This is a genomic window from Stappia sp. TSB10P1A, assembly GCF_900185725.1.
Classification (GTDB): Bacteria; Pseudomonadota; Alphaproteobacteria; order Rhizobiales; family Stappiaceae; genus Stappia.
The window spans coordinates 587,835-601,783 of sequence record NZ_FYAU01000036.1 but is presented as its reverse complement, the minus strand read 5'-3'; the positions used below and the strand labels follow the sequence as shown (position 1 = coordinate 601,783).

The window sequence follows — 13,949 nt, the reverse complement described above, 5'->3', positions numbered from 1 at the left end:
TAGGCGTGCCGTAGCGGGTTGCTGGCCGGGGCGTCAGGCGCGGACGGCCGCCAGTTCCCTGAGGGGGGCGGCGCGTTCCGCGAGGATCCGCTCGACCCGGTCGCCGATCACGTCGAGCCCGCCGAGCAGATTGTCTATTCCGGCGGTCGAGGGAGGCGCAAGCCAGGGCAGTTCGACCAGGGCATCGATCATCTTGTCGACATCCGGATAGTCGTCGATCGGCAGAACCCGCAGCAGGCCGATGGTTTCGGCTCGGGTGGCACGGATCGACTGCTCGCGGCGGGGGACCACGCGAGGTACGAGCAGCGTCGGCTTGTCGAAGGACAGGATCTCACAGAACGTGTTGTAGCCGCCCATCCCGACAATTGCCTTGGCTCCGGCCATATAGGGTTCGATCGTCGGCAGGAAGCGCAGGATGTGAACGTCGCGCAGGTTCTCGGCGCGGGCCTGGAATTCCGCTGCCGCCTGGGCGGGCATGAAGGGGCCGAGCACGATCAGCGCCGGGAACAGGGGTTGAGCACGCGACTCGTAGGCCCGCATGACCCAGTCGACCAGTTCGACACCGTCGCCGCCGCCACCTGGCGTGACCAGAATATAGGGCTCGTCGTCGAAGGGGAGGGGCTCGGTGATGCGGGCATCGGCAGGCACATCGCGCCGCAGGTAGCCGGTGTTCACTGCCTTGGCATGGACATTGGGAGACAGGCCCATGCCGGCCAGCGGATCGTGCAGGTCCGGCGGGCCATAGATCCAGATCTCGTCGTAAAGGCGCTCCAGCGCCGGATCGACATTCTTGCGCGTCCACTCCTCGCGCAGCACCGTCGGATCGTCCATCACGTCGCGCAGGCCGAGGATCAGGCGGGTGTTGCCGCGCTCCTTCAGCATTTCGAGCGTGCCGAGGATCTCGCCGCGCAGCCCCAAGGGCTCCTTGTCGACGATCAGGATGTCTGGATCGAAGACGTTCGCCGTATGCTCGATGATGGAGGTCCGGATCGCCAGGATATGCTCGATATTGAGCGACAGCGACAGCGGCGTGTATTCCCCGTTGCGCAACTTGATGACGCCGGGAATCCGGACGAAGTCGACGCGGGAGCGGAATTCGAAGCTGCCGATGATCGGAGAGCCGGACAGAATCAGCACCGACATGTCGGTAAACCGGCGGGTGAGGGCGTGTGCTATTGTCCGGCACCGTCGCAGGTGACCGAGCCCGAAGGAGTCATGGCTGTAGATCAGCACTTTCGGGGCGCTATTGGTCATGCCTACCCATTCGGTCAGCGCGTCGGTACTGCGGCACGACCACGCTCCCCCATCGTCCGTCCTTCTCTAGCTTCCGATTGGTGAGGATGCAAGGGCGGGGGCTCTTGTTACTTGTGGCGGTTTTGGCGCTCCACGTTATGATGCGCGGGAAACGCGCCGGATGTTGAAACAGGCCCGCGACACGATACCGCGATTGATCATGGAAAAAAGCCTTTTCAAATTCATCTGGCGATACAGTGCCCCTCAGCAGATGACGATCCTGCTGATCACGGTGATAGCTTATCCGGTCACCTATGTGCTGCTGGAACTGCCCAAGCTCATCGTCAACGACGCCATCCAGGGAGAGAATTTTCCCCGAGATCTGTGGGGCTTGGAATTCGACCAGTTGTCCTATCTGGTCATTCTCTGCCTCGCGTTTCTTGGACTGGTGGTGCTGTCGAACGGCATCAAGCTCGCCCTGAATGTCTACAAGGGGCGACTGGGCGAGCGCATGCTGCGCCGACTGCGCTTCGAACTGTTCCAGCGCGTCCTTCGGTTTCGTCTGCCGCACTTCAAGAAGGTCAGTTCCGGCGAGATCATTCCGATGATCACCTCGGAAGTGGAGGATGTCGGCGGTTTCATCGGCGAAGCCGTGGCCCTGCCCGCCTATCAGGGCGGCATGCTGGCGGTCCAGATCGGCTTCATCTTCATGCAGGACCCGCTGCTCGGATTGGCCGCAGTCTCCTCCTATCCCATGCAGGCCTATGTGATCCCGAAGCTGCAGCGCAAGGTCATCGTGCTGTCGCGCAAGCGCGTGCGCAATGTTCGGGTGATCGCCGACAAGATCGGTGAGAGCATTGGCGGTGTTTCCGAAATCCATGCCAATGATGCATCCGCCTGGCACTCGGCGGATCTGTCAGACAGGCTCTACGCAAACTACAAGATCAGATTCCAGATCTTCAATTGGAAGTATTTTATCAAGTTTTTGAACAACTTCATGAACCAGTTGACCCCGTTCCTATTTTACCTGATCGGCGGCTGGCTGGTGATCGAGGGAGATCTGTCCATCGGTGCGCTGCTGGCGGTGATCGCCGCATACAAGGATCTTGCCGGACCCTGGAAGGAACTGCTGGCCTATTACCAGATGGTCGCCGATGTGGACGTGAAGTACCAGACCGTCGTGGAGAATTTCGATCCCGCGGACATCTATCCGGTGACCCGGCTGACCGGCGAGGCGGAGGGGATGCGTCTGTCCGGCGATCTCGTGATGCGCGGCGTCAGTTTCTCCGGCGGGGCGGCGGGGCAGGAGGTCTTCGACGTGTCGCTGACGGTGCCGGAGGGCGCCCATGCCGCCGTGGTCGGCCCGGACGGATCCGGGCGCTCCGAGGTTCTGCAACTGGCCGCGGGGCTGCTCGGCGCCACGAGCGGGCGCGTGGAGATCGGCGGTCAGAACCTCGACAACTTGAGCGAGGCCGTGCTTGGGCGACAGATCGCCTTCGTCGGACCGTCGGTGCATGTATGGACCGGCACGGTGCGCGACAACATCGTCTACGGTCTGCGTCATCGCCCCTTGCGCCCGCCCGAGCGGACAGGAAGCGAGAAGGCACAACACGCCCGCAGGCTGGTGGAGGCGCAAGCCACCCAGAACCCGGACTATGACGTGGAGGCCGAGTGGGAGGACCTGGAGGCGGCGGGCGTCGAATCGGTCGATGCGCTCGACGCGCGCGCTCTCGAACTGATCGAAATGACGGGCCTTGCCGCGGATGTGTTCCGGATGGGCCTGCAGTCTCCGATCGATCCGGCACGGTATCCGGAGTTCGCCGAGCGGGTGCTGATGGTCCGCCGGGCGCTCGCCGATCGGGTGGCCGGCGACGGTCGGCTGGCTGCCATGGTCGAGCTTTGGGATGTCGGCAAGTTCAACAATTCGGCCACGGTGGCCGAGAACCTGCTTTTTGCGATGCCGGTCGATCCGGCTTTGGGGATCGACACCCTGGCTGCCGATCCCGACGTCGCCGCGGCGCTTCGGGAGACCGGATTGCGGGATCGGCTGGTCGAGATCGGTCTGAAGATCGCCGGCACCATGGTCGAACTCTTCGCCAATGTCAGCGACGATTCGGGCCTGCTCGGGGACTACTCGTTCATCACACCCGACGAGTTGCCGGAGTTCGATCGCATCGTGCGTGCCGCCCGCTCGGAAACGGGCAAGGGCCAGTTGCGCGATCCGGACAAGGAGCGACTGATCGGCCTGGCATTCAAGCTGATCCCGGCGCGGCATCGCCTCGGTGTGGTCGACGATGATATTCGAGCGGAGATCGTTGCCGCACGCGCCGCCTTCCACACGCGTCTCAATGGCGACCAGAGTCGCTTCGTGGTGTTCGACAGGGACAAGTTCATCGCTCCCATGTCGATCGAGGACAATCTGCTGTTCGGTCGCCCGCGTGTCGACCGGCGCGATGCCCGAGAGAAGATCGACGGCCTGATCCGCACCATTGTCGATGAGATGGATCTGCGCCGGCCGATCGTGCGCGCGGGCCTCGATTTCCATGTCGGCGTCGCCGGGTCGCGCCTCTCCACCGGGCAGCGGCGCCGCGTCGCGCTGGTGCGGGCGCTGATGAAGAACGCTGCCATCACCATTCTCGACGATACCGTGAGCAGCGGCAGCGAAGATGACCGGGCCCTGCGCGCATCCCTTCGCAAGGCGCTCGATGGGCGAATGCTGCTGTTCGGGGCGCCGAATTTGAACGTGGCGGCGGAATTCCCCCATAGTATCGTCATGCAACAGGGACGTATCGTCGACGAGGAAGGTGCGTCATGAAGCATCGATATCCTTGCGCGAAATTCCCGAACCTGAATGCGGAGGCGCCCGGCGCACAGCCGGTCGAACTCCCGAAGGAGGACACGTGACCCTTGACGCGGAAGTCGATGCGTTGCGGCGCGTGCCGCTGTTTCGCGGCATCGATGCAACCAAGCTGAGGCTCCTGGCCTTCATCTCCGATCGCTCCCGCTTCGCGCCCGGCGAGCATCTGTGCGACCAGGGGGATGACGGCGATTCTGCCTTCATCATCCTGGAAGGAGAGGTGGAAGTACGGGTAAACACGCCTGACGGCGAGCGCACGGTCGCCAGGCTCGGCGAGAATTCCATAGTTGGCGAGATCGCGATCCTGTGCGACGTTCCCCGCACGGCCACGGTCGTCGCCATCAGGGAGATGGACGTCCTGACCGTCTCGAAGGACGATTTCCTCCGTCTCCTCAAGGAGTTCCCGGATATGTCGCTTGAAGTGATGCGAACGCTTGCGAAACGCCTGGACCGCACCACGCAGGATCTTGTCGCATTGCAGTCCTCGGGTGCTGCGGCGTGAAGACGGGGATGGCCTTTCTGTGACCCTTTCGCTGAAGCTGTGGGGCGTGCGCGGTTCGACGCCGACGCCGGGCCCCTCGACGCTCCGCTACGGCGGCGAGACGACCTGTTTCGAGATCCATGCCGGCGATGACACCTTCCTGATCGACTGCGGCTCCGGTGCGCGCAATCTGGGTCTGGAAATGCATGCCCGTCCGCCTGCCGAGTATGATCTTTTCTTCACGCATACCCATCTCGATCATATCTGCGGACTGCCCTTCTTTACCCCTGCCTATGACGACCGGTTCTCCATCAATGCCTGGGCCGGGCACTTCGCCGACAGTTCCGGACTGATGGACATCATCTGCCGGATCATGTCGCCACCGATCTTTCCCGTTGCCGCCAATACGTTGCGCGCCGTGACGTTTCGCAATTTCCGGGCCGGCGGCGAGGTCGAGCGCAAGGGGGCGGCCCGCCTGACGACGATTGCCCTCAACCATCCGGGCGGAGCGACAGGTTATCGGATCGCCTACGGCGGCAAGACGATCTGCGTGATCACCGACCACGAGCATGGCGATGCGGAGATCGATCGCGCCGTGCGCCGTTTTGTCGAGGGCGCGGACGTCATGATCTACGACGCCATGTATACGGATGAGGAATATCCCCGTTACGTCGGCTGGGGACACTCCACCTGGCAGAAGGGAGTGGAACTGGCCCTGGAGGCCGGGGTCTCGCAGCTTGTTCTGCATCACCACGACCCGCGACGGTCGGACGATGCTCTGGATGCGATCGGCGAGCAGGCCGCGCACCGGCATCCGGGCGTCGTGGTCGGGCGGGAAGGCATGGTGATCACTCCCTGACGGGCAGACGATCCTCCGGGGTCGACGTGACGTTAGGTCATGGTTTTCAGGCGCTTGACCGCCCGTCTGCTTCCTGCCACCTGTTGCTCACCAAAACGGTCAGGGAGTGCGCGGCGCTCCGATGCAATCAGGGAGTGAACATGAAGCTTGGGCAGGGAATTGCCGCCGTCGTAACGGGTGGTGCGTCGGGGCTCGGGGCTGCAACCGCTCGCCGTCTGGCGGCTGCCGGTGTCAAGGTCACGCTGTTCGACATGAATGTGGAGCAGGGCGAGGCGATCGCCAAGGAGATCGGCGGCGCCTTCGTCGCGGTGGACGTGACCAGCAATGACAGCGTCAAGGCCGGCTTTGCCGCCGCTCGCGGGCATTTCGGTGTCGAGCGTATTCTCGTCAACTGCGCGGGCATCGCACCGGTGGCCAAGACCACGTCGCGCGGCGAACCGCACCCGCTCGACATGTTCGAGAAGGTGATCGCCGTCAATCTCGTCGGCACGTTCCGCTGCATCGCCCATTCGTCGACGGCAATGGTGGAACTCGATCCGATCACGGCCGATGGCGAGCGCGGCGTCATCGTCTCCACGGCCTCGGTGGCAGCGTTCGACGGCCAGATCGGCCAAGTCGCTTACGCCGCCTCCAAGGGCGGTGTCGCAGCCTCTACGCTGCCGATTGCCCGTGACCTGTCGAAGTCCGGTATTCGCGTCATGACCATCGCACCGGGCATCTTCGAGACGCCGATGCTGCTCGGCCTTTCTCAGGACGTGCAGGATTCGCTCGGCCAGCAGGTACCGTTCCCCTCGCGCCTCGGTCGCCCGTCGGAATATGCCGACCTCGTTGCGGCGATCTGCGAGAACCCGATGCTGAACGGCGAGACGATCCGTCTCGATGGTGCGATCCGCATGGCACCGCGCTGATGCGCAGGTGCCAGCAAGGAGCCGCACCGCGCTGATGCGCAAGTGCCAGCAAGATGCACCGCGCTGATGCGCAAGTGCCTTAGATGGTTGGCACCGTATTCATGCGCACAAAATGAAACCGGCCGCCCAATGGGCGGCCGGTTTTTTTGGTATTCAGCAACTGGCGGCTCAGTCGATCCGGCGCACAGCGCCCTCTGCGGCGGAGGTCGCAAGCAGTGCATAGGCCTTCAGCGCCGTCGAGATCTTGCGCGTACGCTTCTCTCTCGGCTTCCAGGCATCCGCTCCCCTGGCTTCCATCTCCGCCCGTCGACGCGCCATCTCCTCGTCCGAGATGGCGAGGTGGATCGTCCGGTTCGGGATGTCGATCTCGAGCGTGTCGCCTTCCTGCGCCAGGCCGATTTCGCCGCCCTCCGCCGCTTCCGGCGAAACGTGGCCGATCGACAGGCCGGACGTGCCGCCGGAGAAGCGTCCGTCGGTAACGAGGGCGCATTTCTTGCCGAGGCCTTTCGACTTCAGGTAGCTGGTCGGGTAGAGCATCTCCTGCATGCCGGGGCCGCCGCGCGGCCCTTCGTAGACGATCAACACCACGTCACCGGCCTCGATCTTGCCCGTCAGGATGGCATTCACGGCGCTGTCCTGGCTCTCGAAAATGCGGATGCGGCCGGTGAACTTGAGGATCGAGTCGTCGACGCCGGCGGTCTTCACGATGCAGCCGTCGCGAGCGATGTTGCCATAGAGAACGGCGAGGCCACCATCCTGGGAATAGGCGTGCTCCTTTGAGCGGATGACGCCCGTCTCCCGGTCGGTGTCGACGCTGTCATAGCGGCAATCCTGCGAGAAGGCGGTCTGGCTCGGGATACCCGCCGGACCGGCGCGGAAGAAGTCGTGGACGCTCTGGCTGCTGGTGCGCTTCACGTCCCAGCGTTCAAGGGCGTCGGTGACGCTCGCCGCATGGACCATCGGCAGCGAGGTATCGATCAGGCCGGCGCGGTCGAGTTCGCCGAGAATTCCCATGATGCCGCCGGCCCGGTGCACGTCCTCCATGTGGACATGCGATACGGACGGGGCGACCTTGCAGAGCACCGGAACCTTGCGCGACAGCTTGTCGATATCGGCCATGGTGAAGTCGATCTCGCCCTCGCGGGCGGCCGCCAGCAGATGCAGCACCGTGTTGGTCGAACCGCCCATGGCAATGTCCAGCGACATGGCGTTGTGGAAGGCCTGACGGTTGGCGATCGAGCGCGGCAACACGCTGGCATCGTCCTGCTCGTAGTGACGGCGGGTGATGTCGACGATCAGGTGGCCGGCTTCGACGAACAGGCGCTTGCGGTCCGCATGGGTGGCGAGCGTCGAGCCGTTGCCGGGCAGCGACAGGCCGAGCGCCTCGGTGAGGCAGTTCATCGAGTTGGCGGTGAACATGCCGGAGCAGGAGCCGCAGGTCGGACAGGCCGAGCGCTCGATGACCTGGACGTCCTCGTCCGAAACATTGTCGTCGGCGGCGGCCACCATGGCATCGATAAGGTCGAGACGGCGTTCCTTGCCGTCGGCAAGCCGCACCTTGCCGGCCTCCATCGGTCCGCCCGAGACGAACACCGCCGGGATGTTGAGCCGCATGGCGGCCATCAGCATGCCGGGGGTGATCTTGTCGCAGTTGGAGATGCAGACCATGGCATCGGCACAATGCGCATTGACCATATATTCGACGCTGTCGGCGATGATCTCGCGCGAGGGCAGCGAGTAGAGCATGCCGTCATGGCCCATGGCGATGCCGTCGTCGACGGCGATCGTATTGAACTCCTTGGCGACACCGCCGGCTGCCTCGATCTCGCGGGCAACGAGCTGGCCGAGGTCCTTCAGATGCACGTGACCGGGAACGAACTGGGTGAAGGAATTGACGACGGCAATGATCGGCTTGCCGAAATCTCCGTCCTTCATGCCGGTGGCGCGCCAAAGGCCGCGCGCGCCCGCCATGTTGCGTCCGTGGGTGGTGGTTCTGGACCGGTAAGTCGGCATGCTCGCCTCGATCAGTTCGTATGACTATTCGTTCGGAAGGATGGGGTACGGGATCGGGACCGCCGACGCAAGGAAATTGCGGGACGGGCTTGCGATGCGGCCATGCATTGCGCGCAAGGGTGCCGGATGGGACGCCCTGATCTCTCGCATTGGCTGAAGTCTGCGATTTTCACACGCTGAGATAGCGCTCCAGGATCGTCGGATCGGCCTTCAGCTCGGCGCTCGTGCCGCTCCAGGCAACCTGGCCCTTCTCGACCACCACATGCCGGTCGGCGAGTGACTCCAGCGCCTCGACATTCTTGTCGACGACGAGGATTGACTGTCCCTCGCTCTTGAGCCGCTCGAGGCAACTCCAGATCTCGGCGCGGATCAGCGGCGCCAGTCCCTCGGTCGCCTCGTCGAGAATGAGGAGCTTCGGGTTTGTCATCAGCGCGCGACCGATGGCCAGCATCTGCTGCTCGCCGCCGGAGAGCTGGTTGCCCATGTTGGCGCGCCGCTCCTTCAATCGGGGAAAGAACTCGTAGACCCGCGACAGGGACCAGCCCGGCGCCGCGCCGAAGCGGTTGGCGGCGGTGGCGACCAGATTCTCCTCGACCGACAGGGTCGGAAACACCTGCCGGCCTTCCGGCACCAGACCCAGCCCGCACTGCGCGATACGGTAGGAAGGGGCGCCGGTCATGTCCTTGCCCTCGAAGCGGATCTTTCCGCTGCTCGCCGCCATCATCCCCATCAGCGTGCGGATGGTGGTCGTCTTGCCCATGCCGTTGCGGCCCATGAGGGTGACGACCTCGCCGGTGCCGACGGTGAAGCTCATGCCGAACAGCACCTTTGCCGCGCCATAGGCGGCCTCGATGCCGTCCAGTTCCAGCAGATCGGTCATCAGGCGGCCTCCTCGCCGAGATAGGCTTCCCGCACCTTGGCGCTGGCGCGGATCTGCTCCGGGGTGCCCGTCTCGATGATCTGTCCATAGACGAGGACCGAGATCCGGTCGGCCAGCGCGAAGACGGCGCTCATGTCATGTTCGACCAGGAGCATGGCGTATCGGCCCTTGAGCTGGCCGAGCACCTCGACCAGGCGGTCGGTTTCCTCGCGTCCCGTGCCGGCCATCGGCTCGTCGAGAAGCAGCAGCTTCGGTTCGCAGGCCATGGCGATGGCGAGCTCCAGCGCTCGCTTCTCGCCATGCGACAGGATGCCGGCGGGCAGGTCCGCGCGTTGGGAAAGGCCGAGCTCGGCAAGGCAGGCGAGGGCACGTTCGTTGAGGTCGCGGTCGCGCGAGACATTGCGCAGGAAGCGGAAGGAGTGACCCTGTTTCGCCTGCAGCGCCAGCGCGACGTTCTCGCGGGCCGTGAAGGCGGGCAGAATTTCGGTGATCTGGAACGAGCGGGCGAGACCAGCGCGCGCCCTCGCATGCATCGGCAGATGGGTGACATCCTCGCCGGCGAAGCGGATGCTGCCGCCGTCGGGGCGCAGCGAACCGGAGATCTGGCCGATCAATGTCGTCTTGCCGGCACCGTTCGGACCGATCACCGCGTGGATCTCGCCGGGCAGCACGTCGAGCGAGACGTGATCGGTGACCTTGAGCGCGCCATAGGCCTTGGTCAGGTCCTGAAGCTGCAGGATCGGGTCAGCCATTCTTGCGTCCTCCCCCGAGCATTGCCGTCAGACCGCCCTTGCCGAACAGCACGACCAGCACGAGCAGCGGCCCGAAGATCAGCCGCCAGTGTTCGGTGAAATGCGCCAGCACCTCCTCCAGCACTAGGAAGGTCGCCGCGCCGACGATGGAGCCTGCAAGTGAGCCGAGGCCGCCCAGCACAACCATGACGATGAGTTCGCCGGAGCGATGCCAGGACATGTAGGCCGGTGACACGAACTCCGCCGCGTTGGCAAGCAGCGCGCCGGCGAGGCCGGCCATCATCCCGGCGATCACATAGGCAACGAGCCGGTACCAGTAGGGATCGATGCCGATGGCGCGCAGGCGCATCTCGCTCTGCTTGGCGCCCTGCAGCACGCGGCCGAAGCGCGATGCGACGATCATCCGGGCAACCACGTAGCTGAGCAAAAGGACGCCGAGCACGACATAATAGAAAGTCGTCCTGTCACCGAGGACGGAGGATCCGAAGATCTCCGTGCGTCCCCACATGGTCAGCCCGTCGTCGCCGCCATAGGCGGAGAGCGATGTCGCCGTGTAATAGGCCATCTGCCCGAAGGCAAGGGTGATCATGATGAAGTAGACGCCGCGGGTCTTCAGGCTGATCGCGCCGGTGACGGCAGCGAAGAGGCCGCAGACAAGCAGCGTCACCGGCAGGGATATCGTCACGTCCCAATAGCCGTGCTCGGCCAGGATCGCCACCGAATAGGCGCCGAGGCCGAGATAGGCCGCATGACCGAAGCTGACCAGGGCGCCGAAGCCGAGGATCAGCGAGAGGCTGACGGCGGCGATCGCGAACACCATCACCCGGATCGCGAAGAAGACGAGGAAGGTGTCGTTCATCGCGCTCGCCACCGGCGGCAGCGCCGCGAAGAGCAGGAAGGCGATGGCGGCGATCAGCGTCTCGCGGGAGCGCCGCGGCGCTGGGGACAGAGCAGCCGTTGCGGCCTCGGCGGAGGAGCTTGCGGTCATCGGGTCAGCCTCCACGCGCCGGGAACAGGCCGGTCGGCCGGAAGAACAGGACGGCGGCCATCAGGACATAGATCAGCATCGATGCAATGGCCGGTCCGACGCCATTGGCGGCCGAGGGAGACATCACCAGTCTGGCGATATCGGTCGCGAACCCGCGCCCCAGCGTGTCGACGAGGCCGACGATCAGAGCGGCGATAAAGGCGCCACGGATCGAGCCGATGCCGCCGATGACGATGACGACAAAGGCAAGGATCAGCAGATTGTCGCCCATGCCCGGTTCGACGACGAGGATCGGCGCGGCGAGAATGCCGGCGAAACCGGCGAGCATCGTGCCGAAGCCGAAGACCAGCATGAACAGGCGGCGGATGTCGACGCCGAGCGCGGCGACCATCGGCGCGTTGGTGGCACCTGCGCGCACCAGCATTCCGGCGCGGGTATGGGTCACGAGCACGTAGAGCACGGCGGCCACCAGCAGGCCGGCGGCGATGAGCGCGATGCGGTAGACAGGATAGCGCAGCCCGTCCATCAGCTCGAAGGACCCGCTGAGGATATCCGGCATCGGCAGGGTCAGCGGTGTCGAGCCCCAGATGGCGCGAACCGCCTCGTTGAGAAACAGGATGATGCCGAAGGTTGCCAGCACCTGGTCGAGGTGATCCCGGTCGTAGAGATGCCGAAAAACCAGCAGTTCAAGGACCAGCCCGACAATGAGTGCGCCCAGCAGGCCCAGCAGCAGCGCCCCCCAGAACGTTCCGGTGATGCCATAGCCGGCAACCGCCAGATAGGCGCCGAGCATGTATTGCACGCCATGCGCCAGATTGATGAAATCCATGACACCGAAGACCAGTGTCAGGCCCGCGGCGATCAGGAACAACAGGATACCGAGTTGCAGGCCGTTCAGCGTCTGGACGGCAAGAAGGGTGGCGCTCAACGGACCGGCCTCGTCGGTTGCGCAAGCATTGCGATGGGAGGTTATGGGGCGAAGGTCCCGCCGGGGCGTGCACGGGCCCCGGCGGGAAGGGCGTCAGTTCATTGCGCACTCGCCGACATAGGCATCGACCTTGTCGTCGAAGACCTTTTCGACGGTTTCGGTCGCATACTTGCCGTCCTCGCGCTTGACGGCCTTCACCACATACACATCCTGGATCGGGAAGTTGTTGGTGTTGAAGCTGAAGTCACCGCGCACGCTTTCGAACGGAGCATCCTTCATGGCGGCCATCAGCTTGGCCTTGTCGGCCTTGCCGCCGGCCTGCTTGAGAGCGCCGTCGATGAGGCGCGCTGCGTCATAGCCCTGCGAGGCATAGATGGACGGCACATAGCCGAATTCCTGCTCGAAGGCCGCGACGAAGGCCTTATTGGCCTCGTTGTCGAGGTTCGGTGCCCACTGAGCGCCAGACAAGAGGCCGAGCGCGGTGTCCTGGGTCGCCGGCAGCGTCGTCTCGTCGACGGTGAAGGCGGAGAGGAACGGCACCTGACCGGCCAGACCCGCCTGGGCATATTGCTTGACGAGGTTGACGCCCATGCCGCCCGGCATGAACACGAAAACGGCGTCCGGCTTGGCGGCGGCGATCTTGGTCAGCTCCGACGAGAAGTCGAGCTGGCCGAGCTGGGTGTAGATCTCATCGACGACCTCGCCCTTGAAGTAGCGCTTGAAGCCCGCCAGCGAGTCCTTGCCGGCCTGATAGTTCGGCGCCATGATGATCATGCGCTTGTAGCCGGCATCCTCGGCATACTTGCCCATCGCCTCATGGTTCTGGTCGTTCTGATAGGACGTGGTGAAGAAGTAGGGCGAGCAGGCCTTGCCGGCGATCGGAGACGGGCCAGCGTTGCTGCCGACGAAGATCGTCTCGGAATCGATGATCGGCTTGTAGACGGCCATCATCACGTTGGAGAACACGATGCCGGCGAGGATGTCGACCTGGTCGCGTTCGATCAGGCCCCGTACCTTGGTCAGCGCCGCGTCGGGCTTCAACTCATCGTCGACGACGAGGACCTCGGTGTCGAGGCCGCCAAGCTTGCCACCGGCCTGCTTCACGCCAAGCAGGAAGCCGTCGCGCATGTGCTCGCCGAGGGCAGCCGGCGGTCCGGACAAGGTGGCGAGGAATCCGATTTTCAGGCTTTCGGCCTGGGCGGCCAGACCGGTCAGGCCAAGAGCCGCAGCGGCGACTGCCGCCGTCAACATACGCTTCATCATAGTCTCCCCTCAGGACCGCCCGCAGCCAGACCGTCTGGTCCGTGCGTGCATCTGGATGGCATATCGTCGTTATCGCGGCGGGTTTGCCGCTTCCGCTCTCCCGGCGGCTGGAAATATTTTAAGCCTAAAATATTTCCTCTGTGAAGCCCCGTCTTGCACGGACGGTGAAGTTAAGCATGTGGAAAGCGGAAACCGAATAGGTTGAGGGGAGTTTTCCGGCGGCGATGGGCGCGCTGCGCGCGATCGGCCTGCTCGGAAGGGGAGGGCGCGATGACGCGAACGGGATCGGTCTGGCTGGAAACACCTGGACGGTGTGCCGTCGCCCTGTGCGTCTGCGGGCTGCTGGTAGCGTTCGAGACGCGGGCCGATTCCGGTCCCGAGCCTGTCGACACATCGCGGTCGCAGGCCTGTGTCGAGATTGCTTCGGATTTTGCCGACCGAGACACGCCGAGAGGCCCCCATGCAGGCGACGTGGCGGCTGCCGGCATCGAGGGCGCCATCGTCGGCGGGCTTGCCGGGCGGGACCGGCGCGGCACCGGCTGGAGCCCGGACGGCGCCGCGCGCGGTGCGCGCACCGCTGCGGGCATTGCCGCGCTCGAAGGGGTGGGGCATGTCGATGCCGCAGCCTGGCAGGCCGCGTTCGACAGGGCCTACGCGGCCTGCATGGCCGGCGAAGCCCGGCCGCTGACCCGCCGGGAGCGATGCCGCTCCACTGGCGTCGTCACCGGAAGCGGGCAGTCGGGCGGCCCTGCCGTCTCATCGCGCCGCGACTGCGACTGACCGCCCC

At 64.6% G+C, this 13,949-nt stretch carries 12 protein-coding genes; 5 read left to right on the top strand and 7 right to left on the bottom strand.

What is annotated here, in order from left to right; all coding sequences use genetic code 11:
* Positions 1-33: 33 nt before the first annotated feature.
* Positions 34-1,254 carry a glycosyltransferase family protein gene (locus TSB10P1A_RS21300; protein ID WP_186389941.1) on the bottom strand — a complete coding sequence of 407 codons (1,221 nt, stop codon included), beginning with the start codon at positions 1,252-1,254 and terminating at the stop codon, positions 34-36.
* Between the two features lie 250 nt (positions 1,255-1,504).
* On the opposite strand from TSB10P1A_RS21300, the gene TSB10P1A_RS21295 reads away from it, so the two are divergent.
* The 4 genes from TSB10P1A_RS21295 (at position 1,505) to TSB10P1A_RS21280 (ending at position 6,338) form a co-directional block, all read left to right on the top strand.
* Positions 1,505-4,048: an ATP-binding cassette domain-containing protein gene (locus tag TSB10P1A_RS21295; protein ID WP_208984527.1), complete on the top strand. Its 2,544-nt coding sequence runs from the start codon at positions 1,505-1,507 to the stop codon at positions 4,046-4,048.
* An 85-nt stretch (positions 4,049-4,133) separates the two neighbouring features.
* Positions 4,134-4,592: a cyclic nucleotide-binding domain-containing protein gene (locus TSB10P1A_RS21290; RefSeq protein WP_186389940.1), complete on the top strand. Its 459-nt coding sequence runs from the start codon at positions 4,134-4,136 to the stop codon at positions 4,590-4,592.
* A 19-nt stretch (positions 4,593-4,611) separates the two neighbouring features.
* Positions 4,612-5,430: an MBL fold metallo-hydrolase gene (locus TSB10P1A_RS21285; protein ID WP_208984525.1), complete on the top strand. Its 819-nt coding sequence runs from the start codon at positions 4,612-4,614 to the stop codon at positions 5,428-5,430.
* 140 nt (positions 5,431-5,570) lie between these two features.
* On the top strand, positions 5,571-6,338 hold the full coding sequence (locus TSB10P1A_RS21280) for an SDR family NAD(P)-dependent oxidoreductase (RefSeq protein ID WP_186389939.1): 768 nt from the start codon (positions 5,571-5,573) through the stop codon (positions 6,336-6,338).
* Between the two features lie 168 nt (positions 6,339-6,506).
* Here the strand turns inward: TSB10P1A_RS21280 and ilvD are convergent, their stop codons facing one another.
* From ilvD to TSB10P1A_RS21250, 6 genes are all read right to left on the bottom strand, one after another.
* A complete protein-coding gene (ilvD, locus tag TSB10P1A_RS21275) occupies positions 6,507-8,351 on the bottom strand; it encodes a dihydroxy-acid dehydratase (protein ID WP_186389938.1) in 1,845 nt (614 codons plus the stop codon).
* Between the two features lie 169 nt (positions 8,352-8,520).
* Positions 8,521-9,231, bottom strand: coding sequence for an ABC transporter ATP-binding protein (locus tag TSB10P1A_RS21270; protein ID WP_186389937.1), 711 nt, complete (start codon positions 9,229-9,231; stop codon positions 8,521-8,523).
* Positions 9,231-9,983 carry an ABC transporter ATP-binding protein gene (locus TSB10P1A_RS21265; RefSeq protein WP_186389936.1) on the bottom strand — a complete coding sequence of 251 codons (753 nt, stop codon included), beginning with the start codon at positions 9,981-9,983 and terminating at the stop codon, positions 9,231-9,233. Before TSB10P1A_RS21265 ends, TSB10P1A_RS21270 begins: the two co-directional genes overlap by 1 nt.
* Positions 9,976-10,971, bottom strand: a complete 996-nt coding sequence (locus TSB10P1A_RS21260) for a branched-chain amino acid ABC transporter permease (RefSeq protein ID WP_186389935.1) — start codon at positions 10,969-10,971, stop codon at positions 9,976-9,978. The genes TSB10P1A_RS21265 and TSB10P1A_RS21260 overlap by 8 nt, the downstream gene beginning before the upstream one ends.
* Positions 10,972-10,975: 4 nt before the next feature.
* Positions 10,976-11,899 (bottom strand): branched-chain amino acid ABC transporter permease, encoded by a 924-nt coding sequence (locus tag TSB10P1A_RS21255; protein WP_186389934.1) that lies wholly within the window; start codon positions 11,897-11,899, stop codon positions 10,976-10,978.
* A 93-nt stretch (positions 11,900-11,992) separates the two neighbouring features.
* Positions 11,993-13,159 carry an ABC transporter substrate-binding protein gene (locus tag TSB10P1A_RS21250; RefSeq protein WP_186389933.1) on the bottom strand — a complete coding sequence of 389 codons (1,167 nt, stop codon included), beginning with the start codon at positions 13,157-13,159 and terminating at the stop codon, positions 11,993-11,995.
* 273 nt (positions 13,160-13,432) lie between these two features.
* Here TSB10P1A_RS21250 and TSB10P1A_RS21245 point away from each other — a divergent pair, with 273 nt between their 5' ends.
* A complete protein-coding gene (locus TSB10P1A_RS21245; protein WP_186389932.1) occupies positions 13,433-13,942 on the top strand; it encodes a hypothetical protein in 510 nt (169 codons plus the stop codon).
* The last annotated feature ends 7 nt before the right edge of the window (positions 13,943-13,949 follow it).